This window comes from Phytobacter palmae (genome assembly GCF_039409775.1).
GTDB classification, from domain to species: Bacteria; Pseudomonadota; Gammaproteobacteria; order Enterobacterales; family Enterobacteriaceae; genus Phytobacter; species Phytobacter palmae.
Map to the genome: position 1 here is coordinate 143,756 of NZ_JBCIVJ010000011.1, position 24,568 is coordinate 168,323.

The 24,568-nt window shown below is 55.5% G+C and carries 20 protein-coding genes; 12 read left to right on the forward strand and 8 right to left on the reverse strand.

From position 1 onward, the window contains the following. Position 1 precedes the first annotated feature (1 nt). On the reverse strand, positions 2–1,177 hold the full coding sequence (locus AAIG39_RS14980) for an aminotransferase class I/II-fold pyridoxal phosphate-dependent enzyme (RefSeq protein WP_343194179.1): 1,176 nt from the start codon (positions 1,175–1,177) through the stop codon (positions 2–4). Between the two features lie 220 nt (positions 1,178–1,397). Here AAIG39_RS14980 and AAIG39_RS14985 point away from each other — a divergent pair, with 220 nt between their 5' ends. The 6 genes from AAIG39_RS14985 to AAIG39_RS15010 all read left to right on the forward strand — a co-directional run bounded on the left by AAIG39_RS14985 (position 1,398) and on the right by AAIG39_RS15010 (position 7,623). Then, positions 1,398–2,204, forward strand: a complete 807-nt coding sequence (locus tag AAIG39_RS14985; RefSeq protein ID WP_343194180.1) for a MetQ/NlpA family ABC transporter substrate-binding protein — start codon at positions 1,398–1,400, stop codon at positions 2,202–2,204. 8 nt (positions 2,205–2,212) lie between these two features. Then, complete coding sequence (locus AAIG39_RS14990) at positions 2,213–3,226, forward strand: methionine ABC transporter ATP-binding protein (protein WP_249572824.1); 1,014 nt, start codon at positions 2,213–2,215, stop codon at positions 3,224–3,226. Next, entirely contained in the window at positions 3,219–3,887 is a 669-nt protein-coding gene (locus AAIG39_RS14995) for a methionine ABC transporter permease (RefSeq protein WP_249572823.1), read from the forward strand. The genes AAIG39_RS14990 and AAIG39_RS14995 overlap by 8 nt, the downstream gene beginning before the upstream one ends. Positions 3,888–3,918: 31 nt before the next feature. Further along, entirely contained in the window at positions 3,919–4,374 is a 456-nt protein-coding gene (locus AAIG39_RS15000) for an S-ribosylhomocysteine lyase (protein WP_343194181.1), read from the forward strand. Between the two features lie 3 nt (positions 4,375–4,377). Then, a complete protein-coding gene (locus AAIG39_RS15005) occupies positions 4,378–5,139 on the forward strand; it encodes an SDR family NAD(P)-dependent oxidoreductase (RefSeq protein WP_249572822.1) in 762 nt (253 codons plus the stop codon). A 159-nt stretch (positions 5,140–5,298) separates the two neighbouring features. After that, positions 5,299–7,623 (forward strand): molybdopterin-dependent oxidoreductase, encoded by a 2,325-nt coding sequence (locus AAIG39_RS15010; protein WP_343194182.1) that lies wholly within the window; start codon positions 5,299–5,301, stop codon positions 7,621–7,623. Positions 7,624–7,627: 4 nt separating this feature from the next. On the opposite strand, the gene AAIG39_RS15015 is transcribed toward AAIG39_RS15010, so the two are convergent. From AAIG39_RS15015 to AAIG39_RS15025, 3 genes are all read right to left on the reverse strand, one after another. Beyond that, a complete protein-coding gene (locus AAIG39_RS15015; protein WP_249572820.1) occupies positions 7,628–8,821 on the reverse strand; it encodes an amino acid aminotransferase in 1,194 nt (397 codons plus the stop codon). 38 nt (positions 8,822–8,859) lie between these two features. Then, positions 8,860–9,474: a YitT family protein gene (locus tag AAIG39_RS15020; protein WP_249572819.1), complete on the reverse strand. Its 615-nt coding sequence runs from the start codon at positions 9,472–9,474 to the stop codon at positions 8,860–8,862. 251 nt (positions 9,475–9,725) lie between these two features. Beyond that, entirely contained in the window at positions 9,726–10,205 is a 480-nt protein-coding gene (locus tag AAIG39_RS15025; RefSeq protein ID WP_047373024.1) for an Lrp/AsnC family transcriptional regulator, read from the reverse strand. Positions 10,206–10,540: 335 nt separating this feature from the next. Here AAIG39_RS15025 and AAIG39_RS15030 point away from each other — a divergent pair, with 335 nt between their 5' ends. Both AAIG39_RS15030 and AAIG39_RS15035 read left to right on the forward strand, forming a co-directional pair. Then, positions 10,541–11,920: an amino acid permease gene (locus tag AAIG39_RS15030; RefSeq protein ID WP_343194183.1), complete on the forward strand. Its 1,380-nt coding sequence runs from the start codon at positions 10,541–10,543 to the stop codon at positions 11,918–11,920. Between the two features lie 557 nt (positions 11,921–12,477). Beyond that, positions 12,478–13,662 carry an aminotransferase-like domain-containing protein gene (locus AAIG39_RS15035; protein WP_047373036.1) on the forward strand — a complete coding sequence of 395 codons (1,185 nt, stop codon included), beginning with the start codon at positions 12,478–12,480 and terminating at the stop codon, positions 13,660–13,662. A gap of 451 nt (positions 13,663–14,113) precedes the next feature. Here the strand turns inward: AAIG39_RS15035 and AAIG39_RS15040 are convergent, their stop codons facing one another. After that, a complete protein-coding gene (locus AAIG39_RS15040; RefSeq protein ID WP_343194184.1) occupies positions 14,114–14,611 on the reverse strand; it encodes a M48 metallopeptidase family protein in 498 nt (165 codons plus the stop codon). A gap of 69 nt (positions 14,612–14,680) precedes the next feature. On the opposite strand from AAIG39_RS15040, the gene rlmG reads away from it, so the two are divergent. Beyond that, a complete protein-coding gene (rlmG, locus tag AAIG39_RS15045; RefSeq protein WP_249572816.1) occupies positions 14,681–15,811 on the forward strand; it encodes a 23S rRNA (guanine(1835)-N(2))-methyltransferase RlmG in 1,131 nt (376 codons plus the stop codon). Between the two features lie 114 nt (positions 15,812–15,925). On the opposite strand, the gene AAIG39_RS15050 is transcribed toward rlmG, so the two are convergent. The 3 genes from AAIG39_RS15050 to lsrR all read right to left on the reverse strand — a co-directional run bounded on the left by AAIG39_RS15050 (position 15,926) and on the right by lsrR (position 20,838). After that, positions 15,926–17,947, reverse strand: coding sequence for an oxidoreductase (locus AAIG39_RS15050; protein WP_343194185.1), 2,022 nt, complete (start codon positions 17,945–17,947; stop codon positions 15,926–15,928). Between the two features lie 289 nt (positions 17,948–18,236). Beyond that, entirely contained in the window at positions 18,237–19,823 is a 1,587-nt protein-coding gene (gene lsrK, locus AAIG39_RS15055) for an autoinducer-2 kinase (protein ID WP_343194186.1), read from the reverse strand. A 43-nt stretch (positions 19,824–19,866) separates the two neighbouring features. Further along, a complete protein-coding gene (gene lsrR, locus AAIG39_RS15060; protein WP_249572813.1) occupies positions 19,867–20,838 on the reverse strand; it encodes a transcriptional regulator LsrR in 972 nt (323 codons plus the stop codon). A 216-nt stretch (positions 20,839–21,054) separates the two neighbouring features. On the opposite strand from lsrR, the gene lsrA reads away from it, so the two are divergent. Genes lsrA through lsrD form a run of 3 tightly spaced genes read left to right on the forward strand, consistent with a single transcriptional unit; the run spans position 21,055 to position 24,554 of the window. Next, positions 21,055–22,545, forward strand: a complete 1,491-nt coding sequence (gene lsrA / locus AAIG39_RS15065) for an autoinducer 2 ABC transporter ATP-binding protein LsrA (protein WP_103278189.1) — start codon at positions 21,055–21,057, stop codon at positions 22,543–22,545. Further along, positions 22,542–23,576, forward strand: a complete 1,035-nt coding sequence (lsrC, locus tag AAIG39_RS15070) for an autoinducer 2 ABC transporter permease LsrC (protein WP_343194187.1) — start codon at positions 22,542–22,544, stop codon at positions 23,574–23,576. Before lsrA ends, lsrC begins: the two co-directional genes overlap by 4 nt. Further along, complete coding sequence (gene lsrD / locus AAIG39_RS15075; protein WP_249572811.1) at positions 23,577–24,554, forward strand: autoinducer 2 ABC transporter permease LsrD; 978 nt, start codon at positions 23,577–23,579, stop codon at positions 24,552–24,554. Positions 24,555–24,568 lie beyond the last annotated feature (14 nt).

The window sequence follows — 24,568 nt, forward strand, 5'->3', positions numbered from 1 at the left end:
GTTAAAAAAGATTCAGCCCGGCAATGCGATCCAGCGCGCTTTGCAATGCCTCTTCTCCCGCCGTCAGGCTAATGCGGACAAAACCTTCTCCACCTTGCCCAAAGCCTGTGCCAGGCGCGACCAGTACATGCGCCTCTTGTAACAACAAGTGGGCAAATTGCTGCGAGTTAAACGCAGGCGGTACCGCAAGCCAGAGGAAAAAAGTCCCTTGCGTTTCGCGTACCGGCCAGCGTAGCGCCGCCAGGCGCTGTAACACGCGTTCACGACGCTGGTGGTAGACCGAGACCAATTGCGCTAAACGTTCAGAGGGGAGGGCGAGCGCCGTGACCGCCGCATCCTGAATCGCGCCAAACACCGTACTGTAGCTGTGAGTGTGCAATTTTTTAAATGCCCGAATGATCGAGGCGTTGCCGACCACAAAGCCAAAGCGCCAGCCCGCCATATTAAAGGTCTTCGAGAAGGTATACGTCTCTACTCCCCACGCTTTCGCGTCAAGTTGTGAGAAGAGGCTCAGCGGAGTGTCTGTGGTATCGCTGCCAATGGCGGCATAGGCAAAATCATGCAGGATCGGCACGTGATAACGCCGGGCGAAGCGCAACGCGCTGGCGAACAGCTCCGGTGTGGCCAGCGCACCCGTCGGGTTATGTGGATAGTTGAGCACAATCAGCCCGGCATTATCCGCAACGTGGTCCGGTACCTCATTGAAATCAGGCAGGAACTGATTCTCCGCACGAAGTGGCAGACCGTAAAAACAGGCCTGAGACTGCAATGCCGCCGAGCGGTAAATGGGATAGCAGGGGTCGGTAGAAATCAGATATTGCCCTGGGCTGAGGACTGCGCGAGGGATCCCGCCTACCCCGATATGGGACCCCTGGAATACCGCCACTTCGCTGTCGGGATCGAGCGCCACGCCGTAATGGCGCAGATAAAAATCGGCTATGGCCTGGCGGACCTGTGGCTTGCCCCAGAATGAGGGATACCCGTGGTTCTCACTTCTCTCAATCGCAGCCTGCAGCGAAGCGACCACTTCCGGCGGCGTGGGTTGATCCGGGCTGCCGCTCGAGAGATCGATCAGCGGTAAATCAGGCGTGTTCACCTGGGCTGCCAGTTTTTCCAGTACACTGAATAAATTCTCTTCCAGCGCATCGACCAGCGGTGAGGCGTTAAAATCAGGCATGGGTTTCTCGGATTTATTTATTAATATGTTTCCATCTTTAATTTATTTTTCTGCATTGTCTAAGCAACAAAATTAGCTATTGATTTCTAATTTGTGGATATGAATTTCCTGATTATATTTATGCGAAAAAAGCAAAATGAAATTCGGTACTATGGCTTACAACGCACGGTCGGCTGTGATTTAATCGATTTTACTTGCACACCAACAGGGAAAATGCGTAATGAACAAGCCAGTTGTATTAGGTTTCGTCTTTGCTTTATTGTCATCATCTTCATTTCTGGCTGCGGCGCAGGATAATATTATTCGTGTCGGTTTTAATCCCGGGCCTTATAAAGAACAATTTGAAAAGGGTTTCGCACCATTTCTGATTAAAAAAGGCTATAAAGTCGAATATAAAGATTTCAGCGATGGTATTCAGGTAAACGATGCGGTTGCCCGTGGCAACATTGAAGCCAATATCATGCAGCACCCGGTATATTTGAAATCGGTGAATGAACGCCTGGGTATCGACAACATTGGTATCGTGCAGGTGCCGACACCGCCAATGGGACTGTATGGCGGCAAAATCAAAGCGCTGAAAACCCCGGCGGCAGGCACCGTGATTTCTGTTCCTAATCAACCGCCTAATGAATACCGGGCTCTGTTAGTGCTCCAAAGCCTCGGCTGGGTAAAACTCAAACCAGACAGCGATCCGGCCACCTTCTCACAGCGCAACATCCTCGAAAATCCGTATAAAATTGTCCTCAAAGAGATGGATAACGCGCAGCAGGTCCGTGCGCTGCCGGATGTAGATTACGGTTTGATTCAGGGAAACTTTGCCGTATCCAGCGGTCTGAAGCTCAATTCGGCATTACAGCTTGAAACCCCGGTAAGCCAGTTTATTAACGTCGTGACCATTGCCGGTAAAAATAAAGACGCGCAGTTTGCTAAAGATATTGTTGCCGGGTACCACTCTGCTGATTTCAAAAATTATATTTTGACTCACGAGCAATATAACGGTTACTTGCAGCCTGATTATTTGAAATGAGCAATCCAATGATTGAGTTTCGCCATGTCAGCAAAACATTCTCACGAAATGGAAATCCGGTTCTGGCATTAAAGGACATTAACCTTAGTATTGCTAAGGGCGATATTTTCGGGATTATTGGTTATAGCGGTGCAGGGAAAAGTACCTTGCTACGTTTAATCAATCGTCTCGAATCGCCAGGCCAGGGAGAGGTGGTGATTAATGGCGAAGTATTGCAGGAATTTAGCGGTAAACGTCTGCGAGCGATCAAGAAAGATATTGGCATGATCTTTCAGAACTTTAATTTGCTGAATTCGAAAACGGTTTTCCACAACATCGCCATTCCGCTCATTTTGCAGGGGCGTGATAAGGCATTTATTCAGGCACGGGTGACGGAGCTGCTGGAGTTTGTCAATCTCAGCGACAAACTGCATAGCTTTCCGAACGAGTTATCGGGCGGGCAAAAACAGCGTGTCGGTATTGCCCGCGCGCTGGCGACCAATCCATCCGTTTTATTGTGTGATGAAGCGACATCGGCGCTGGATCCCCATACCACGGTGCAGATCTTACTGTTGTTGCAGGAGATCAACCGCCGCTATGGCATCACCATCGTGCTGATCACGCACGAAATGTCGGTTATTCAGAAGATCTGTAACAAGGTTGCGGTAATGCAGAACGGCAGCATTGTGGAGCAGGGAGAGGTCTTTAACGTGTTTGCCCAGCCGCAACATCCGGTCACCGCCAGCTTCGTGCAGTCGGTGATTCACGACAAGCTGCCGGAGCGCGTTTCCTCGGTGCTACAGCGGGACAATGGCGCGCAGGCTCTGCGTCTCGAGTTTGTTGGCGAAACGGCGCAGCAGCCCATCATCAACCGCATCATCAAGGACTATGCCATCGAGGTGAATATTCTCTTTGCCAGCATGTCCGACGTTCAGGGGCGGATTCTGGGGTTCATGATCGTGCAGATTCTCGGCGAGGCAGAGCAAACCGACAACGCCATTGCCCACCTTCGCGATGCAGGAGTGAAAATCACCCATGTTTGAGTTTATTGACACAGCCGTCACCGGCGATCAATTCCTGCTGGCATTGCACGACACCCTGGTGATGATCGCCGTTTCGCTGGGTTTCGGTTCACTGCTCGGCATCCCGCTGGGCATTGTGCTGGTCGTTTGCCGTCCTGGCGGCATTCTGCCCAACCGGTTTGTGCATCAGGTTCTGAACCCGACAATCAATGTTGTCCGCTCGCTGCCGTTTATCATTTTGCTGATCACCATTCTGCCTTTTACCCGTCTGGTGGTGGGCACCACCATCGGTACGGCGGGGGCGATTGTGCCGCTGATTGTTTTTATTGCGCCCTATATTTCCCGGCTGGTCGAAAGCTCGCTGCTGGAAGTGGATGAGGGGATCCTTGAGGCCGCCGATGCCATGGGCGCTACCGCCTTACAGACCATCTGGCACTTTATGTTGCCGGAAGCGGCGTCATCTCTGATTTTGGCCCTTACTACCGCCACCATTGGCCTGCTGGGCGCGACCGCCATGGCCGGAACCGTGGGCGGCGGCGGGATCGGCGATTTAGCCATTACCTACGGTTACCAGCGCTTTGATGCTTTCGCCACGCTGGTCACCGCGCTGGTGCTGATTGTCATCGTTCAGCTTATCCAGACCCTCGGAACCCGCGTTGCTCGCCGTATTCGCCGCGAGTGAGGCTGCTATTTCATCTATTCAGGAGAGCAATATGCCAGTTGTAGAGAGCTTTACCCTCGACCATACCAAAGTCAAAGCCCCGTATGTCCGCGTAGCCGGTTATGAGCGCCACCGGCTTGGCAGTGTGGTGCAGAAGTTTGATTTACGTTTCCTGCAACCCAATTCAGATGCCATTCCCACCGCTGCGCTGCACACCCTGGAACACCTGCTGGCGTTTGGTCTGCGTGAAGAGCTGGAAGGTGTTATCGATATTTCACCGATGGGTTGCCGTACCGGTTTCTATCTGATCCTGTGGGATGAGCACGATCCGAAACACATCGCAGCAGCGCTGACACGGGTCTTGCAGCGTGTGCTTACCGCAACAGATGTGCCTGCGGTCACGCCGCTTGCCTGCGGCAACTATCGCGATCACTCACTGTTCTCGGCCCAGGAATACGCGAAGCTGGTGCTGGATGCCGGTATCAGCGACGACCCGTTTCGGGAATAAGCGATGATTGCCCTCGATTTTAGCGGCCAGACTGCCGTCGTGACCGGTGGCCTGCAGGGGATTGGTAAAGCCATTGCAGAACTGCTACATCGCGGCGGCGCAAATGTAGTGGTAGGCGATATCGCCGCCAGAGCGCGGGAGCAGACACTGCGCCAGCTAGTGCTACGTACCGATGTTTCCTCTCGCGAACAGGCCCATCAGCTCATTGGCGCCGCGGTGGAGACTTTCGGTGGGGTGGACATCCTGGTCAATAGCTGCGGCGTCTCGGCGATGAGTACGGTAACGCAGATGAGCGATGCCGACTGGCAGCGCATTCTGGACGTCAACGTCAAAAGCATTGGTTACCTGGCGGAGGCGGCCATACCGCTAATGAAAGCCAAAAGCGGTGGCCGCATCATCAATATCGCCTCGCAGGCGGGCAAAAATGGCTATCGGCTAATGGGGCAGTATGTGGCGTCTAAACATGCGGTCCTCGGCCTGACTAAAGTGATGGCCATTGAGCTCGCCCGTGACAACATCCTGGTGAACGCGGTGTGCCCCGGCATTGTCGAGACAGAGATGAAGTGGCGCGAGCGCCGGGAAGGCGCAGAATTACGTGGTATGACGCCGGAAGCCATCTATGCCGAAGACTGTTCACAGGTTTTGCTGGGGCGCACGGCGCAACCAGAAGAGGTGGCTGGCGTGGTGGCGTTTCTTGCCAGTCCGCTGGCGGCCTATATGACCGGGCAGGCGATTAATGTGACCGGTGGGATGACGATGCACTAAAACCTGCCCATCAGGCTATTTTATTTGCCATTTTGGACCTGGGCAGTGCTCACAATCCTCACGTACTACGTGTACGCTCCGGTTGTTGCGCGCTGTCCGTGTCCAAACTGCCTGCAACAATAACGCCTGATGGGCAGGTTTCATTTCTGAGGTATCACAATGAAACCTGATCAACTTGCGGTAATGCACTGGGGAACCTACCGGGTGACCACCGATAACGGCAAACTGACCGCTGTTAGTCCGGTGGACTGGGACAGCAACCCGTCGCGTATCGGGCAATCGCTCCCGGGGGCGGTGCAGGGAACCTCACGCGTTCGTCGTCCGGCGGTGCGGGAAGGGTTTCTCAAAGGGGGCGCCGCCTCACGCGAAGGGCGTGGACGTGAACCTTTTGTCGAAGTGAGTTGGGAGCAGGCGTTGACGCTGGTGGCCGATGAACTCACCAGGGTGAAACGCGAGCAGGGTAATGCGGCGATTTACGGCGGCTCTTATGGCTGGTCGAGCGCCGGACGCTTTCATCACGCGCAAAGCCAACTGCACCGCTTTCTCAATTTCTTTGGCGGCTATACCGGCAGCACCAATACCTACAGTATCGCCGCCGGAGAGCGCATTTTGCCGCATATTCTCGGCGATCTCGACACCTTGCAACGTCAGCATACCCACTGGCCGGTGCTGGCGGAGCACTGCGAGTTATTTGTCGCCATTGGTGGCTTGCCGCTGCGTAATGCGCAGGTGAACGGCGGCGGGGCCAACGATCATGCCCTGCAACACTGGTTGCAGACCTTGCGCCGTAACGGCACCCGCTTTATCAATATCAGTCCGGTAAAAAACGATCTCTCTGCTGTACCGGATGCCGATTGGCTGGCCGTTATCCCGGGTAGCGACACAGCGCTACTGCTGGCGCTCTGCCAGGTGCTGATTGCCGACGGGTTATATGACCGGGCGTTTGTTGACAGCCACACGGTGGGGTTCGCACCGTACCGGGATTATCTCTTTGGCCGGAATGACGGTGTGGTAAAAAGCCCGGAATGGGCAGAACCCAGAACCGGGCTTGCCGCCGGGGCGATCCGTCATCTGGCCCATGAGATGGCACGGCATCGCACGATGATTAACATAGCCTGGTCGGTTCAGCGTGCCCGTCAGGGAGAACAGACCTTCTGGGCGACGGTGGCGTTGACGGCGCTGTTGGGACAGATTGGCACGCCCGGCGGTGGACTGGGTTTTGGCTATGCCTCGACCAACCTGGCGGGAGCTGACCGGCGCGTCTTTTCCGGCCCGCGTTTGCCCCAGGGGCGCAATCCGGTTGAGGGCAAAATCCCGGTCGCCCGTTTCGCCGACATGCTGCTGCACCCCGGCGAACCCTATCAATTTGACGGGCAGACCCACTTTTACCCGGACATTCGCTTTGTCTACTGGGCGGGCGGCAATGTCTTTCATCACCATCAGGATCTCAACAGGCTGGTACGCGCCTGGCGGCGTCCGGAAACCATTGTGGTCCACGAGCCGTTCTGGACGGCGCAGGCGAAATTCGCCGACATTGTGCTGCCCGCCACCACCTCGCTTGAGCGCGAGGACATCGGGAGCGCCAGCAACGACGGCTTTATGATCGCCATGCGTCAGCACATTGCGCCGTTTGCCGATGCCCGCGATGACTATGCTATTTTCAGCGGACTGGCTGCCCGTCTCGGGTTTGGCGAGGCTTACACCGAAGGACAGGACGTCAGGGCCTGGCTACAGGTTATGTATGAGCAGTCGCGCCCGCGCGCCGAGGCCGACGGGATCGCACTCCCGACGTTCGATGATTTCTGGCAACAGGGCGTGCTGGAATTTATCCGTCCTGAAGAGCCGCAAATCCTGCTTAAGGATTTTCGTGACGACCCGCGCAAGGCGCCCCTTTCCACCCCTTCCGGCAAGATAGAGCTTTTTTCGCAGACGATTGCCGATTTTGGCTACGAAGAGTGTCCGGGACACCCGTACTGGCACGAGCCGGAGGCGCAATATCAGCAGTCTGTTGCCCGGGAATGGCCGCTGCATTTGCTCTCCAGCCAGCCGCGTACCCGCCTGCACAGCCAGTACGACCACGGTAGCGTAAGTCACGAGAGCAAAATTGACGGACGTGAGCCACTGTGGATGCATCCGCGCGATGCTGCCGCGCGCGGTATTCACGATGGCGATGTGGTGAAAGTGTTCAATACGCGAGGCGCATTACTGGCCGGGGTGAAATTGAGTGAGGCTATACGGCCCGGCGTGGTGCAGATGTCCACCGGCGCCTGGTATGATCCAGAGAATACAGAAGATGAGCAGCCACTGGATAAACACGGTAATCCCAATGTGTTAACCGAGGATCGCGGCAGTTCGCGTCTGGGACAGGGATGTAGCGCGCAGAGTTGCCGGGTGGAGATTGCGAAATTTGAGGGGAGGTTGCCAGCGGTAACGGCCTGGGAACCGCCTGTTTTTGTCACGCTCGGGCAACAAAAACAGGCGTGATACCTTACTGCACGGCGGCGAAGGCTGAGGCTACGCGTGCGATATTGCTGTGGTTAAGGCCCGCCACGCAGACACGGCCGCTGGCAATCAGGTAGACCCCAAAGGCTTCACGCAGTTTATCCACCTGTTCGGCGCTGAACCCGGTGTAGCTGAACATGCCGCGCTGGGTCAGCAGGTAGATAAAGTCGTGATCCGGCAGAGCGTTTTTAAGCACATCCACAAGGGCCTGGCGCATTTCGCTGATGCGGGTGCGCATGGCGTCCACTTCGGCACGCCACAGGGCGTTCAGCTCTGGATCGTTGAGCACCATAGAAACCACCTGCGCGCCAAAGTTCGGCGGGCTGGAGTAGTTGCGACGTACGGTGGCTTTTAACTGGCCCAGCACGCGTCCGGCGGCATCGGCATCTTCACACACCACGGACAGCCCGCCTACGCGCTCACCGTACAGGGAGAAGATTTTAGAAAATGAATTGCTGACCAGCGCAGGCAGGCCGGTGCTGGCAATCGCGCGAATGGCGTAGGCGTCATCTTCCAGGCCCGCGCCAAAGCCCTGATAGGCGATGTCGAGGAACGGGATCAGTTCGCGGGAAATCAGGACTTCAATCACTTCATCCCACTGCCCATTCGTCAGATCCGCACCCGTCGGGTTATGACAGCACGGGTGCAGCAGCACGATACTGCGCGGCGGTAGCTGTTTTAAGGTGCTGAGCATGCCGCTGAAATCGACACCACGCGTGGCGTTATCGAAATACGGGTAAGTGTGTACGTTAAATCCGGCACCGGCAAAAATAGCGATGTGGTTTTCCCAGGTCGGATCGCTGACCCATACGTCGGAGTCCGGGAAGTAGCGTTTCAGGAAATCGGCGCCCACTTTCAGCGCACCGGAACCGCCCAGCGTCTGGATAGTGGCGATACGCCCGGCGTTCAGCGCCGGATGGTTGTTGCCAAACAGCAGTGTCTGAATGGCGCTGCGATAAGGCGCAAAACCTTCCATCGGCAGATAGAGGCTGGCTTTGTGTGGCTGACTCTGCAGGCGGGTCTCAGCTTCCTGAACGGCCTTAAGGCAAGGAATGATGGCCTGCTCGTCATAATACAGCCCGATGCTGAGATTCACTTTGTCAGCGCGTTTGTCCTGATGGAAAGTCTCCATCAACGACAGGATAGGGTCGCCCGCGTAGGCGTCAACGTTCTGGAACACAGTCACTACTCCTGAAATTACTGTCAGAGGTCAATCCATTACACCGCATAGCGTCCCGGGCGGTGGTTCATGGCAATAATGGAATTCAGAATCACGGCACCCGCAATGGAGGCCGCCAGCATCGGCAGGCTCACGAAGAACAGCGATGCGGTCACGATGCAGGCATCGACCACCATCTGGAATTTACCGGCGCGGATGCCGCTTTTATCCTGCAGATAGAGCGCCAGAATATTTACGCCGCCGAGGCTCGCTTTATGGCGGAACAGCACCACAAAGCCGATGCCGACCATGATGTTGCCAAAGAGTGTGGCGTAGTAGGGGTTAAGCTGATCGAAATGGATAAAGCGCCCGTGCAGATCCGAGAACAACGACACCAGCGCCACGGCGCAGAAGGTTTTCAGCGTGAACTGCATCCCCATCCGGCGAACAGAGAGCCAGTAAAACGGCAGGTTGATCAAAAAGAACGCCACGCCAAACGGCAGGTGAGTCGCGTAATGGATCAGAAAAGCGATACCCGCCGTACCGCCAGTGAGCGCGCCCGCCTGGCGAAACATAATCACGCCAAAAGAGATCATTAGCGTACCGAACAGCAGCGCCAGCGCATCTTCCAGCCAGGTATGAGCAAGTTTATTGGGAGTCAGGACGTTATCCATAAGAAAGTACGATTCAACCATTGCTAAAGATAAGAAATATCCTGCAAAAACCACACCAGATCCGCTTTACGGCATAACTGAATGGGGAAAAAACAGGCGGCCATATCCCTAACATATTGATATGGCGAAAAGAGAAGCGTGCGTATTTTGTGCGTTTATATGCCGATGTGCGGGTGATGTGTGTGATATTTTCTCATTCTATACATTAATCAACCGGTTGGTTGCACCAAAATAAGGCGCGCTGCCCTGTATCAGGGCAGCAAACCGCTGTCAGGCATCAACTGGCCATTTTCTTTCAGGCGGTTAAGGACAACGGAGGTCTTCAAATGCGCAACCCCTTTGTTTTGCGCCAGAATATGGCTGATTAAATGACTCAGGCCTGGCAAATCCGGCACGGCAACCCGGAGCAGGTAATCGGCGTCACCGGTGGTTTTCCAGGCATCGAGAATCGCGTCCACTTCGCTTATCATCTGGTGGAAACTTTCTACATACTCCTGCGTGTGGTTTAAAAGACGCACTTCAATCAGCCCCAGCATTTCACGTCCGGCGGCGTCCGGCGCGAGCCGCGCATGGTAACCGAGAATCAGTTGCGCCTGCTCCAGCGCGATACGACGCCGTGAACACTGAGAAGCAGAAAGGCCGATGAGATCGCTCAGTTCCTGGTTGGTTAAACGGCCATTGGCCTGTAACAGGGTGAGGATTTTCAGATCAAAGTCGTCGATGTTATACATGTGCGCCAATACCGGAACGAAAGAGTGGCTACCAGACTAACAGCTTTTTTGATGGCGGGAAGCCTGACGGCGCTGCGCTTTTTCCCATTGCACTAAAACGGTTCGTTTTCATGCATGCGAAAGTCACTTTTCTCATAAGTCGTGCGTGATTGGCATCGTTAATGCGCGAAACTGCTGAACATTCAACCGATTCTCACAAAGTGTGAATCTGCATGAAAATTTATATTGTTCGCTTATTCAGTGAGTTAGCCTGCGATTGTCGTTCTCTCCCCACTGGCTGGCCTGAAAGTTGCTCAGGCCGGTGGTGACTTTTACAGACAGGGGAGAGGTCAGAGATGGCAGCACAACACGATAACGAATTAAAACGCGGGTTAAAAAACCGCCACATCCAGTTGATTGCGCTCGGCGGGGCCGTAGGCACCGGGCTGTTTTTGGGCATTGCACAGACGATTCGCATGGCCGGGCCGTCCGTACTATTGGGGTATGCGATTGCCGGGCTGATTGCCTTTTTCATCATGCGCCAGCTCGGCGAAATGGTAGTTGAGGAGCCGGTGGCGGGGTCTTTCAGCCATTTTGCCAATCGCTACTGGGGGCCTTTTGCCGGGTTTATGTCCGGCTGGAATTACTGGGTGCTGTATGTGCTGGTGAGCATGGCGGAACTGACGGCGGTCGGGATTTATATTCAGTACTGGTGGCCGGATGTGCCCACGTGGGTGTCGGCGGCCATTTTCTTTGTGGCGATTAACGCCATCAACCTGACGAACGTCAAAGTGTACGGCGAGATGGAGTTCTGGTTCTCCATTATTAAAGTCGCCGCCATCATCAGTATGATTGTTTTTGGCGGTTATCTGCTGTTTAGCGGCAACGGTGGTCCGGACGCATCGGTGGCGAATCTATGGCAGGATGGCGGATTCTTCCCGAATGGCATCAGTGGTCTGGTCATGGCAATGGCGGTGATCATGTTCTCCTTTGGCGGTCTGGAGCTGGTGGGCATCACCGCGGCAGAGGCCGACGATCCGCAAACAAGCATTCCCAAAGCCACCAATCAGGTCATCTACCGTATTCTGCTGTTTTATGTGGGGTCGCTGGCCGTTTTGCTGTCCCTCTATCCATGGAAAAATGTCGTGGAAGGGGGTAGCCCGTTTGTCCTGATCTTCCATGCGCTGGACAGCAACATCGTCGCTAACGCCCTCAACCTCGTCGTGCTCTCCGCCGCGCTGTCGGTTTATAACAGCTGTGTTTACTGCAATAGCCGCATGCTGTTTGGCCTGGCGCAGCAGGGTAACGCACCACGTTCGCTGCTCAAGGTAAACCGCCGGGGGATCCCGCTGACCGCACTGGGCGTTTCCGCTGTGGCCACGGCGCTGTGTGTATTGATCAACTATGTGATGCCGGGCAAAGCCTTTGAATTGCTGATGGCATTAGTGGTTGCTGCATTGGTGATCAACTGGGCGATGATCTGTATCACCCATCTGAAATTCCGTCTCGCCATGCAGAAAGCCGGGAAAACCACTGCCTTTCAAAGCCTGGGTTATCCGCTGACTAACGTTCTTTGTCTGTTGTTTCTGGCGGCGATCCTGGTGGTGATGTTTATGACGTCGGGGATCCGCATCTCCGTATGTCTGATCCCGGCATGGCTGCTGGTGCTTGGCGCAGGCTATATGTGGAAGAAAAAACGCGCCGCCGTTCTGGTAGCGGAAGTCAATCAGGGCTAAACCATCGCGCCGGAGCAATGCTCCGGCGATGAGACGAAATGGGGTGAGAAGCGTCACCAGCCGTATTTGGAATAACCCTCTATCCACCCTGTGCCCGTGCGTTGGAACATACCTCTCTGATTGCCTTTCCTGAGCAGGATAAAAACCGCAACAGAAAGGCAGTATCTTCCTCTTTTCATTTGTCTCGACCTTGTGTGTACATTAACTGTGTATAAAAACAGTTACTCCGCCATCACAAGAGATGGGCCGTAATTCAAATAATAATGCTGGGGGGATGGTTTATCGCAGATGAGCCTTCTGCATTGTTTTAAAATCATCGCACGATGATCAGAGGAAATTATGGACACTTGCCGGTCATAGATATCTGTTTAATTAATATTTAGCGTCATGTTCGGAACATTAAACCAGAAAAAATAAAAATACTGGCATAGTATAAATGAAACGAGCGAGCGGGCGGCTCCGTTTACGGCCTGTTTTTATTGCTGTATAACGGAATTGCTTAGCATGAAAACTATCGCACCATAATAAGAACGAACGGCAAAACAAAGGTTAAGGTAATGTCAGACGAGAGAATCTCCGAGAAAGTCAAAAACGTGCAGTCATCTGCCATCCGCGAATTATTAAAACACAGCAAAATGGAAGGGGTTATCTCTCTTGGCGGGGGCATTCCTAACCCTGATCTCTTCGATCGCGAAGGGCTCCAGATGGCGATGGATAAAGTGTTATCTGTTTCCTGGAAAGATGCTTTTCAATACGGTCTGAGCGAAGGCAGCCCGGATTTGCGTGAGGCGATCTGCCAGCTTCTGAAACAGCGTCTGATTACCTGCCACCCTGACGACGTCGTGATTACCTCGGGTTCTCAGCAGTCTCTGGATATGCTCGCCCGCGTACTGATTAACCCGGGTGATGTCATTGTTGTGGAAAGACCCACCTACCTGGCCGCATTGCAGGTCTTCCATTTGGCGGAAGCGCAGCTTGCGTCTGTGGGCACAGACGGTGAAGGCATGAAGGTTGATGAGCTGGAAGAGCTGGTTAAAACCACCACCATCAAAGCCGTTTATATTGTGCCGACCTTCGGCAATCCTGGCGGAGTCACACTTTCTGATGAGCGTCGCAAAAAGCTGGTTGAACTGTCCAAACGCTATAACTTTGTCATTATCGAAGATGATCCTTATAGCGAAATTAATTTCACTGACAAACTGTTCAAGCCATTAACCGCATGGGCGAAAGAGATCGATAACAGCGAAAACGTTATTTACACCTCGACGTTCTCTAAAATCCTGGCGCCGGGTGCGCGCGTGGGTTGGGTTGTCGCGCCAGAGTGGATTAAGAAACAGATTGTGACCCTGAAACAGGCCACGGATTTGCATACCAGTTCACTCTCGCAGTCGCTGGCTTATCACTATTTGCAGACGGGGCGCCTGCCAGATCAGTTAAAAATTATCCGTGCCTCTTATAAAGATAAATGTCAGGTGTTATGTGAAGAGATTGAACGCGAGTTAGGCGAGCATTTGACCTTTCACCGTCCGCAGGGTGGGATGTTCCTGTGGGCTAAATTTAAATATCAAAAGAACACCACTGACTGGCTGAAAAAGACGCTGGCAAACGGCGTGGTCTATGTGCCGGGCGAGTTCTTCTATGCGGATAACCCGGATGCGTCGACGTTGCGTATGTCTTACGTGTCAGTGGCAGATGAAAACCTGAGAAAAGCCGTTGCCCGCCTTAAAGCCTCTCTTGAATAAGTTCAGACATAAAAAAACCATGTATCCCACAAGGGATACATGGTGAGTAAAGGGTTTATGTCCATATCCACTGACAAATGATTCATGTGCCTGAGTGCGAATATGTATTAAACCAATCATCTAAATGCTTCGAGAATACTTCTACAACAAGCTGTAAAAGTATTTCTGCATAATGATTTTATTGTGCCTCTGCGTCAAATTCAAATGTTGAATCATATGATTCAAAATCAAAATAAATAACGTTCTGGATGTTTATCCGAATGCCTTCTGGCGAGTGAACATGCAACTTATTCTAAATAAAGACTTATATTGCCGTTAGTTACGCATATCTTTATGTGGTTGTTTAAAGATAAATTCATTGCGCTATTAGTGACTGGGATCGCACATTAATAAATGTAGAATAAATCACTGGAATTATTTATTCATTGTTGATGGTTTATTTAATCTCATCTCAAAGCCACCCTTCGTCTTTACATAAAAGCCACAAACGCATATCAAATTCCAGTTGATGGTACTGAGGTTCCATATGACAACATAATTGATAAAACGCTTTGTTATGTTCTTTCTCTTTCAGGTGTGCCAGTTCGTGCACCACAATCATTCGCAGAAAGGCTTCCGGCGCCTGGCGAAAAACGGTAGCGACGCGGATTTCTGCTTTTGCTTTAAGCTTACCTCCCTGCACGCGCGACACGGCGGTATGCAGCCCTAATGCGTTTTTCAGGACGTGGATTTTGCTGTCATAAGCGACTTTGTTGATTTGTGGTGCGTTACGCAAAAACTGATTTTTAAAATCCTGCGTATAAACATAGAGCGCTTTATCGGTCGTGATGTCGTGTGTATCGGGGTAGCGCTTGCGTAAAACCTCGCCCAGTCGGTTTTGCGTAATCAGTGTTTGTACCTGCGCCAGCAGTGTTTCGGAGTAACCCTGCAAATAAGTGAGTGTTGTCATGTTTAAGGGGTTTACAACTCCGGATAATTAAGCGATAAAACGCGCGAATTCTAGCACCCCGGAGGGTCGATGGGCCAGGTTGAGTTAATTGGACAGTCATTTGCATTAGAGCGTTTCCCACCCAATGCCGAAGAAGCGTCGTTACAGGCGTGGGATGCGGCAGATGAATATCTGCTAAATCAGGTAAATGAGACCGAAGGCACGACGCTCATCTTTAACGATAGCTTCGGCGCGTTGGCCTGTGCCCTGGCGGAATATCGTCCTGTCAGCGTGAATGACTCGTTTATCGCGGAGCAGGCTACCCGCCATAACCTGCGTCTGAACGGGATGGACGATGACGCCGTGACTTTCCTGGATAGCCTGAGCGAACTGCCGGCTGCCCCTGCGCGTGTGCTGATTAAAGTACCCAAACAGCTTGCGCTGCTGGAGCAACAGCTTTGCGCGTTGCGCCGCGTCGTGACCCCGCAAACGCAGATTATCGCCGGTGCCAAAGCGCGTGATATTCATAACTCCACCATGGCGTTGTTTGAAAAATACCTCGGCCCGACCACCACGTCGCTGGCGTGGAAGAAAGCACGCCTGATCTACTGTACCTTTACTGCCCCGGCTGTGGCCGATGCGCCGCAGACCTATGACTGGCAATTAGAGGGAACGGACTGGACCATCCATAACCATGCGAATGTCTTTTCACGCAGCGGGCTGGACATTGGCGCGCGTCTTTTCCTCAAGCATTTGCCGGAAAACGTGGAAGGGGAGATGGTCGATCTCGGCTGTGGTAACGGCGTGATTGGTCTGCAACTGCTGGCGCAGAACCCGCAGGCGCGCGTGCTGTTTACCGACGAATCCCATATGGCCGTGGCCTCCAGCCGCCTGAATGTGGAACGTAACATGCCGGACGCGCTGGCGCGCAGTGAGTTTATGGTCAATAACGGGCTGTCCGGTATTGAGCCGGACCGTTTTGATGTGGTGTTGTGCAACCCGCCGTTCCATCAGCAAAGCGCCATCACCGATCATATCGCCTGGCAGATGTTCCACGATGCGCGCCGCAGCCTGAAATACGGCGGCGAATTAATCGTGGTCGGCAACCGTCATCTTGATTACTTCCGTAAGCTTAAGAAGATTTTTAGTAACTGCAGCAACGTGGCATCTAACGGTAAGTTCGTGGTGCTAAAAGCAGTGAAATTGCGCAAACAGCGCTGATTTTCCCCCGGTGGCGCTGCGCTTACCGGGGCTACAAAAGCGCGCCCGAATACCGGAAAACAACCCCTGGCCCGGATAAGGCGCTTGCGCCGCCATCCGGGTCGTCATAACACATCAAATCGTCAGCGCTAACGTCGTGCCCTGGGCTATCGCCCGACGGGCATCAAGTTCCATTGCCACATCACAGCCGCCAATCAAATGCACCGTTTTTCCCGCTGCTCGTAGCGGCTCCGCCAGCTCGCGTCGCGGCTCCTGACCCGCACAGAGGATCACATTGTCCACCGCCAGCAATTGCGGTTCGTCGCCGATCAATACATGCAGACCCTCATCGTCGATCTTCTGATAACTGACTGACGGGATCATTTTCACCCCGCGCGCCAGCAGGGTAGCCCGGTGGATCCAGCCGGTGGTTTTACCCAGACCTTCACCCGGTTTGCTGGCTTTACGCTGAAGCATCACGATCTTACGCGGGCTTTTCGGCAACTGTGGCCCTTCCGGGCGCAGGCCGCCCACCTGGTTGAGGCTGGTATCGATCCCCCATTCCACGCAAAATTCCGCGATATTCTGGCTGGTGGACTCGCCCGGCTGGCTGAGATACATCGCAGTATCAAAACCAATTCCCCCACAACCGATAATTGCCACCTTCTCGCCGACCGGCACTTTATCGCGTAAAACGTCCAGGTAGCTCAGCACTTTCGGATGGGCGATCCCCTCGATCTCAGGCGTGCGCGGCACAATGCCGCTGGCGAGGATCACCTCGTTAAAGGCGTCCAGCATGGTGGGCTGCACAAACTGATTGAGCCGCAGCGTTACGCCGGTAATGTCGATCATTTTGCGGTAGTAGCGCAGGGTTTCGTAAAACTCCTCTTTGCCGGGGATCTGTTTGGCGATATTGAACTGACCGCCAATCTCGGCGGCCGCATCAAACAGCGTCACGCGATGACCACGCGCAGCGGCGTTGACGGCAAAGGCCAGTCCGGCAGGACCGGCGCCAATCACGGCCAGCGTTTTTGGGCGGGTGGCAGGGGTGAGCGGCATTTTTGTTTCGTGGCAGGCCCGCGGGTTCACCAGGCAAGAGGTCACTTTGCCCACGAAAATCTGATCGAGGCAGGCCTGATTGCAGCCGATGCAGGTGTTGATCTCATCGGCCCGGCCGTTTTGCGCTTTGGAGAGGATCTCTGCATCGGCAAGGAACGGGCGTGCCATGGACACCATATCAGCATCGCCCCGGGAGAGAATATCGTCTGCTACCTGCGGATCGTTAATGCGGTTGGTGGTAACCAGCGGGATGCCGACTTTGCCTTTCAGCTTGCGGGTGACCCAACTGAATGCCGCGCGCGGCACCGGAGTGGCAATGGTCGGGACACGGGCTTCGTGCCAGCCGATACCGGTGTTGATGAGAGTCGCGCCCGCCGCTTCAATGGCCCTCGCCAGTTGGACGGTTTCCGCGAAAATGCCGCCACCTTCTACAAGATCGAGCATCGACAGGCGATAGATAATAATAAACTCCCGGCCAACCCGTTCACGCACCGCCCTGACCACTTCCACGGCGAAGCGCATCCGCCGGGCGTAATCGCCGCCCCATTCGTCTTCCCGCTGGTTGGTACGCGCGGCGAGAAACTCGTTAATCAGATAGCCTTCTGAGCCCATCACTTCGACGCCGTCATAGCCTGCCTGCTGTGCCAGATGCGCGCAGCGGGCGAAGTCGTCAATCAGGGCGAGGATTTCATCGTGGCGTAAAGCGTGCGGGGTAAAACGGTTAATCGGCGCCTGAATGGCGGACGGCGCCACCAGATTCGGCTGATAGCTGTAACGCCCGGTATGCAAAATTTGCAGGGCGATTTTGCCCCCTTCCTGATGCACGGCATCGGTTATCAGGCGGTGATGAGGAAGCTGATTCTCATCATTAAGCACTGCGCCGCCCTGCATCGTTACCCCTGAGAGCGCCGGCGCTACGCCGCCGGTGACAATCAGCGCCACGCCATGACGCGCGCGTTCGGCATAGAAGGCCGCCAGCCTGTCCGCGCCGTCGGGGCGCTCTTCCAGGCCGGTGTGCATTGATCCCATTAAAACGCGGTTCTTTAACGTGGTAAAACCCAGCTCCAGGGGGGCAAACAACGAGGGGTAATGGCTCATATTGCTTCCAGTGTTAATTTTTTGTTATGTGGTCGGATGAGTTGTAATTTAGCCGTTGCGGGGGAAAGTGGAAAACGGGAATGCGATGATTGTGATGGGATTCAAAGATTGGTTTCCCCTCACCCCGGCCCTCTCCCCAAAGGGGCGAGGGGGAAAGGCCGCACGGAGCAGTCCCCCTCTCCCCAAAGGGGCGAGGGGGAAAGGCCGCACGGAGCAGTCCCCTCTCCCCACAGGGGCGAGGGGGGGAAAGGCCGCACGGAGCAGTCCCCTCTCCCCTATGGGGAGAGGGTTAGGGTGAGGGGCGAGTGTCGCGTACCAACCCCGGAGCCTGCCACATGGACGTTGTCAGTCCGCTGTCCACCAGGCCGAGCTGATCGGCATACACGGCCTGCCATTTCTGCATCATCTCGTCATACAGCTCACGGTGCTGCGGGTTCGGCGTGAACTCCCGGCTCCATTTCACCAACCGCTCACCGGTCGCTGCCATATCGTCGTACAGACCTGCCCCGACGCCTGCGGCAATGGCGCAGCCCAGCGCGGTGGCCTCTTTGACTTCCGGCACGCGTACAGGCAGGCCTGTGACGTCGCTTAAAATCTGGCTCCACAGCGCCCCTTTTGAACCGCCGCCCGCAAACACCAGACTGTCGAACTTCACGCCGGAAAAGCGGGAAATCTGTGCCAGGTTACAGGCTGAGACAATGGCGGCATTCTCTTCCAGCGCGCGGAACAACGTTGCTTTATTGCATTTTTCCGGGTCGATGGAGAGGTTAATAAACGACGGCGCCGCGTGGTACCACTGTTTGAAATGCATCGCATCGGAAAAGATCGGCATCACGCCGTGGGAGCCCGCCGGGACGCGAGCAGCCATCTCTTCCAGCAGGCTATACGTGTCCATGCCCATACGCTCGGCAATCAATTTTTCTTCCGCGCAGAAGGCGTCACGGAACCAGCGCATGGTTAAGCCGGTAAAGAAACTGATCGACTCCGCCTGCGCCATGCCAGGGATCACATGCGGGTTCACGCGAATATTCATCTCCGGGTCGGTTCGCACCTGTGGCAAGTTGACCACCTGTTGCCAGAATGTCCCGCCCAGCACCGCCGTCTGCCCGGGGCGGACCACCCCGAGCCCAAGACAACCCAGTTGCACATCGCCGCCGCCCATAATGACAGGGGTGCCCTCGCGCAAGCCGCTTTCCTGCGCCGCCTCTTTGGTCACTTCGCCCAGCACGCTGCCGGTCTCTTTGACCGGCGAGAGAATATCGGCGCGCAGTCCGGCCATATCCAACAGGGACGGCCGCCAGTCACGGGTAAACAGATCGAGCATGCCGGTCGTGCCAGCGTTGGAAGGATCGACCGCCAGCCAGCCGGAAAGGCGCGCCGCCAGCCAGTCGCTGATCATGGTGATCGTGGCCGCGTTGCGATAGATATCCGGGCGATGATGCGCCAGCCACAGCAGGCGTGGCATGGCGCTCAGGGCCAGCGTCTGCCCGGAGACGTCATAGACTTCGGATTCAAACTGATCATTGTGGATCTCTTTGAGTTCGGCGACTTCCCGGCTGGCGCGGGCGTCGACGTTAGCGCAGGCCCAGATGGCGTCACCGTACTGGTCGTACAGCACGATGCCTTCGCGCATGGAACAGCAGGCGATGGATTTGATATTCGCACCGGAAAGACCCGCGCGCTCCAGCGCCTGGCGAATGCACTGGCAGGCCAGTTGCCAGTTGGTCGCGAGATCGAACTCCATGGAGCCCGGCACGTTTTCCACGCTCAGGTGTTTCCATTCCGCCTGGCCGACGGCGACCTGTCTTCCGGTTAAATCGAAGATCACTGCACGTATGCTGCCGGTCCCTGCATCTAACGCTAAAAGGTAACTCATGGGCTTGCCTCGCTGTTATCAGCGCAGCGCGGCAAGCGGCGCGTTATTGCGCCAGTGCCAGAACCGCGCGTGCTGTTGTTTCTTCCGTCACCAGGCCATTGATACGACGACCTTTGAGTGCGGCATAAATCGCGTCTGCCTTTTCCACGCCTCCGGCGGCACCGATGATGGTCGGCAATTGCGCCAGCTCATCCAGGGTGACGCCAAGTAATTCCCGGTGAATCTCCAGCCCTTCGACCCGCTCACCGTTGGCCTGTAAGAAGTAGCCGAGGATGTCGCCCACTGCGCCTTTGCGGGCAAACATCAACTGTTCACCTTCGCTGATATAGCCCGAGCGCAGGATCGTGGCGTCGCGTTTCTGATTTACTGACCCGATACCCACCACGGCAACGTCGGCGGCGGTGGCGGCGAGGATCACGTCCCGTACGCTCGATTCCCGTTTCAGGATCTCCGCCACCTCCGGCGACGAGACGCGCAGTGGCGCGGGGATCATGCTGACGCTACAGGCGGCATCAAGTTGACCAATCCCGGTCATATAGGGGCCGACGCCGCCGGATAACGTCACCAGGCGAATTTGCTGCGAACTGATAAACCCGCTCAGATGCTGCAGACAACTCATCGTGGTTTCGCCAAATCCCACCGCCAGAAGCTGGCCTGGCTCCAGGACCCCCATCAATGACTGTGCGGCGCCAATCCCGAGCCGCACGCTCATTGGCGGGGTATTCAATGCAGGCAGCACACGGGTCAGACGTAAGCCAAACTGCCGTTGCAGCTCCGTTTCCAGCGCCAGGCACCCTTCATAGCGGGAGTTAATCTGTACGCGGATCACCCCGGACTGACGCCCCTTCTCCAGCAGGCGAGAAATTTTGAGGCGCGGTAAACCCAGGCGCTCTCCGATATCGTTCTGCGTCAGGCCGTCGTGGTAGTAACACCAGGCCACACGGGCCACCAGTTCTTCTTCTGCCAGCGCCAGACCTGCAAAGCGTCCTTCTTCTGATATTCTTTTTTCGCTCATATCTGAACTCTTATAAAAATTTAGATCATATGTTCGTGCTTGCCTGGGGTGAAAGTGTGAGCCGCCTGGCAAAACAGATCTTTTGATGTCGCTGTTGGAATAGAGAGATCCAAATACATAAAAGTGTGATCATTGCACGGTTGTAAATATAGTTCACCGTCTACGCTTTTGAACATTATTGAAATAAAAAATCATTTGTTCAATAGCGGGGCTGCAATGAATCCACTGATTGAAGCGCGAGGCATCAATAAACAATTTTCAGGCGTAACGGTCCTGAAAGGTATTGATTTCACGCTATATTCAGGCCAGGTCCATGCGCTGATGGGGGGGAATGGCGCGGGAAAATCAACGCTGATGAAAATTATCGCCGGGGTGGAAACGCCAGACAGCGGTGAACTTTTCGTTTGCGGCAAGGCGTTTGCGCGCCTTAAGCCGAATCAGGCGCATCAGCTTGGTATTTATCTGGTCCCGCAGGAACCGATGCTGTTTCCCAACCTGAGCGTGCGGGAGAATATCCTGTTTCGTCTGCCGCGCAGCGCGCAACACGACGCGCAACTGACAGAGAAACTGCAGCAGCTTAACTGCCAGCTTAACCTGCAGGCGGCCGCCAGTACGCTGGAAGTCGCCGACCAGCAAATGGTGGAGATCTTACGCGGCCTGATGCGCGATGCGAAGATCCTGATCCTTGATGAACCCACCGCCTCTCTTACGCCGGGCGAAACCGATCGCCTGTTTCGCCAGATCCGCGCCCTGCAAGAGCTGGGTGTCGGTATTGTTTTTATCTCCCATAAATTGCCGGAAATCCGTGCTCTGGCAAGCCATGTCTCGGTAATGCGCGACGGAGCGGTGGTGCTGAGCGGCGAAATCGCCAGTCTCGATGACAACGCCCTGATTACCGCCATGACGCCCGCGAGCCGCGAAAAAAACTTAAGCGATACGCAAAAATTGTGGCTGGCGCTGCCGGGTAATCGTCGCACTCAGCCGCAGGATTTCCCCGTACTGCGGGTAGATGCGCTGACGGGGGAAGGGTTTATCGATCTCAGCCTTGAGATCCACGCCGGGGAGATCGTCGGTCTGGCAGGGCTGGTCGGCTCCGGGCGTACTGAATTTGCCGAAACCCTTTACGGCCTGCGCCCGGTGCGTGCCGGACGCATCTGGCTGGAGAATCGTGAAATCAATGGCGATTCTACCCGCGCTCGCCTGGCGCGTGGGCTGGTCTATCTGCCGGAGGACCGCCAGGTCTCGGGGTTGTTCCTGGATGCCCCGGTACGCTGGAACACGGTCGCCCTGAATGAACCCTCGCTCTGGCAGCAGCGCAAACGTGAAGCGGCGGTGGTAGAGCGTTATCACCGGGCGCTGGGCATCAAGCTGAATCATGCGGATCAGATTGTCCGCACCCTTTCCGGCGGGAATCAGCAAAAAGTATTGCTGGCGCGCTGTATGGAGGCTAACCCGCTGTTGCTGATTGTCGATGAGCCGACGCGCGGCGTGGATGTAGCGGCGCGGGCGGATATCTATCAATTGATCAAAAGCGTGGCGGCACAAAACGTGGCGGTGCTGATGATCTCAAGCGATCTGGATGAGTTTCCGGGGCTGGCCGACAGGGTGCTGGTGATGCACCAGGGGCGACTTAGCGGGGAACTGCCGCGTCACGCGGTGAGTGTGGATCGCATGATGACGCTGGCTTTCGGCGGAGGACAGGCATGAAAACGTTACTGAAAAATCGTGAGCTCAGCGCGTTTCTGGCTATCCTGGCGCTGTTTGTGGTGCTGGTGGCGCTGAACCCTTCCTTTTTCAGCCTGCAAACGGTGGGGATGATTTTCGCCAGTAGCCAGATCCTGATGTTGCTGGCGCTCGGCGCAACGCTGGTGATGCTGACCCGCAATATTGATGTGTCGGTGGGCTCTACAGTGGGGCTGTGCGCCATTGCCGTCGGGGTGGCGCTGAACAGCAGCTACAGTCTGCCTGTCGCCATGCTTTTCTCCCTGGCGATTGGCGCCCTGGCCGGCGCCTTTAACGGCCTGCTTGTGGTAGGGCTGAAAATTCCGGCGATTGTGGCAACGCTGGGTACGCTCGGGCTGTATCGCGGGGCGATGCTGCTGTGGACGGGCGGCAAATGGATTGAAGGGTTACCCGCCAGCCTGAAATCCCTCTCTGTGGCGGGGGCGACCGGGGTGTCACCCTTAGGCTGGCTGGTGCTGCTGATGCTCGGCGCAGGAACCTGGATGCTGGCACGCACGGCGTTTGGCCGCGACTTCTATGCGGTGGGGGATAATCTCGCCGCCGCCCGCCAGCTCGGCGTGGCGGTAAACCGCACGCGGATGCTGGCGTTCACCCTGAACGGCGTACTGGCGGCCTGCGCCGGGATTGTCTTTGCCTCGCAGATTGGCTTTGTGCCGAACCAGACCGGCAGCGGGCTGGAGATGAAAGCCATCGCCGCCTGTGTGCTCGGCGGTATTTCGTTGCTCGGCGGGACGGGGACGCTTATTGGTGCTTTCCTGGGGGCCTTTTTCCTCACCCAAATCGACACCGTGCTGGTGCTCTTTAAGCTCCCGGCCTGGTGGAATGACTTTATCGCCGGCCTGGTGTTGCTCGGTGTGCTGGTGCTGGATGGACGTTTACGCCAGGCGCTGGCCCGCCATCAACGGCAACTGAAATACAGCCGCTTTATGCCCGGCAATAAGGGGAGCAAAAACGTGGCTCCCTTTCCCAAACGTAAAAACAAAGAGGTGGCGTAAATGAAGCTCAACTGGGAATTTGCGCTGCTGCTGTTACTGGTGCTGGAGATCCTGCTTTTTGGCGCGCTGAACCCGCGGATGCTGGACGTCAATATGCTGCTGTTCAGCACCAGTGACTTTATCTGCATCGGCATTGTGGCCCTGCCGTTGACGCTGGTGATCATCAGCGGCGGCATCGATATCTCGCTTGGTTCGACCATCGGTCTGTGCGCCATTGCGCTGGGGGTGATGATGCAGGCGGGCTGGCCGATGAGCATCGCCATTGTGCTGACCCTGCTGTTGGGGTTGCTGTGCGGGCTGGTCAACGCAGCGCTGATTCACTACACCGGCATCAGCCCGTTGGTCATCACACTCGGCACGCTGTACCTCTATGGCGGCGGCGCGCTGTTGCTTTCTGGCATGGCAGGCGCGACGGGTTATGAAGGCATCAGCGGTTTCCCGGATAGCTTTACCGCCTTTGCCAATCTCACTTTGCTGGGGCTACCCGTACCGCTGGTGCTGTTTGCGCTGATCACCCTGTTTTTCTGGCTGATTACGCACCGGGCGCGTTTTGGCCGCCATCTCTTTCTCCTGGGGCAGAACCCGCGCGCAGCACGGTATGCAGCGCTGTCGGTGAACGGAATGCCTTACGCCCTTTACGGGCTGGTCGGGGTGGCATCAGCCATTGCCGCCGTGGTGCTGGTCTCTTATTACGGTTCAGCGCGTTCTGATTTGGGGCGCGATTTGCTGATGCCTGCGCTTACCGCCGCAGTACTGGGCGGCGCCAATATTTATGGCGGTTCAGGTTCGGTGTTGGGTACTGCACTGGCAGCGTTGCTGGTGGGGTATTTACAGCAGGGGTTACAGATGGTCGGCATCCCCAACCAGGTGTCGAGCGCGTTGTCAGGGGCGCTGTTGGTGGTGGTGGTGATGGGGCGTTCGCTGAGTCTGCACCGGGAATGGGTGCGTATGACCTGGCGTCGGGTTCTCTCGCGTTAATCTTTTGGAGCATG

Bases quoted from the DNA above. Each gene is read 5' to 3' on its own strand.
- AAIG39_RS15035 (WP_047373036.1), top strand. From the start codon at position 12,478: ATGTCAGACGAGAGAATCTCCGAGAAAGTCAAAAACGTGCAGTCATCT.
- AAIG39_RS15030 (WP_343194183.1), top strand. From the start codon at position 10,541: ATGGCAGCACAACACGATAACGAATTAAAACGCGGGTTAAAAAACCGC.
- lsrR (WP_249572813.1), bottom strand. From the start codon at position 20,838: ATGAGCGAAAAAAGAATATCAGAAGAAGGACGCTTTGCAGGTCTGGCG.
- rlmG (WP_249572816.1), top strand. From the start codon at position 14,681: ATGGGCCAGGTTGAGTTAATTGGACAGTCATTTGCATTAGAGCGTTTC.
- AAIG39_RS15025 (WP_047373024.1), bottom strand. From the start codon at position 10,205: ATGTATAACATCGACGACTTTGATCTGAAAATCCTCACCCTGTTACAG.
- lsrD (WP_249572811.1), top strand. From the start codon at position 23,577: ATGAAGCTCAACTGGGAATTTGCGCTGCTGCTGTTACTGGTGCTGGAG.
- AAIG39_RS15020 (WP_249572819.1), bottom strand. From the start codon at position 9,474: ATGGATAACGTCCTGACTCCCAATAAACTTGCTCATACCTGGCTGGAA.
- AAIG39_RS15010 (WP_343194182.1), top strand. From the start codon at position 5,299: ATGAAACCTGATCAACTTGCGGTAATGCACTGGGGAACCTACCGGGTG.
- AAIG39_RS14980 (WP_343194179.1), bottom strand. From the start codon at position 1,177: ATGCCTGATTTTAACGCCTCACCGCTGGTCGATGCGCTGGAAGAGAAT.
- AAIG39_RS15050 (WP_343194185.1), bottom strand. From the start codon at position 17,947: ATGAGCCATTACCCCTCGTTGTTTGCCCCCCTGGAGCTGGGTTTTACC.
- lsrA (WP_103278189.1), top strand. From the start codon at position 21,055: ATGAATCCACTGATTGAAGCGCGAGGCATCAATAAACAATTTTCAGGC.
- AAIG39_RS14985 (WP_343194180.1), top strand. From the start codon at position 1,398: ATGAACAAGCCAGTTGTATTAGGTTTCGTCTTTGCTTTATTGTCATCA.
- AAIG39_RS14990 (WP_249572824.1), top strand. From the start codon at position 2,213: ATGATTGAGTTTCGCCATGTCAGCAAAACATTCTCACGAAATGGAAAT.
- AAIG39_RS15040 (WP_343194184.1), bottom strand. From the start codon at position 14,611: ATGACAACACTCACTTATTTGCAGGGTTACTCCGAAACACTGCTGGCG.
- AAIG39_RS15000 (WP_343194181.1), top strand. From the start codon at position 3,919: ATGCCAGTTGTAGAGAGCTTTACCCTCGACCATACCAAAGTCAAAGCC.
- AAIG39_RS14995 (WP_249572823.1), top strand. From the start codon at position 3,219: ATGTTTGAGTTTATTGACACAGCCGTCACCGGCGATCAATTCCTGCTG.
- AAIG39_RS15005 (WP_249572822.1), top strand. From the start codon at position 4,378: ATGATTGCCCTCGATTTTAGCGGCCAGACTGCCGTCGTGACCGGTGGC.
- lsrC (WP_343194187.1), top strand. From the start codon at position 22,542: ATGAAAACGTTACTGAAAAATCGTGAGCTCAGCGCGTTTCTGGCTATC.
- lsrK (WP_343194186.1), bottom strand. From the start codon at position 19,823: ATGAGTTACCTTTTAGCGTTAGATGCAGGGACCGGCAGCATACGTGCA.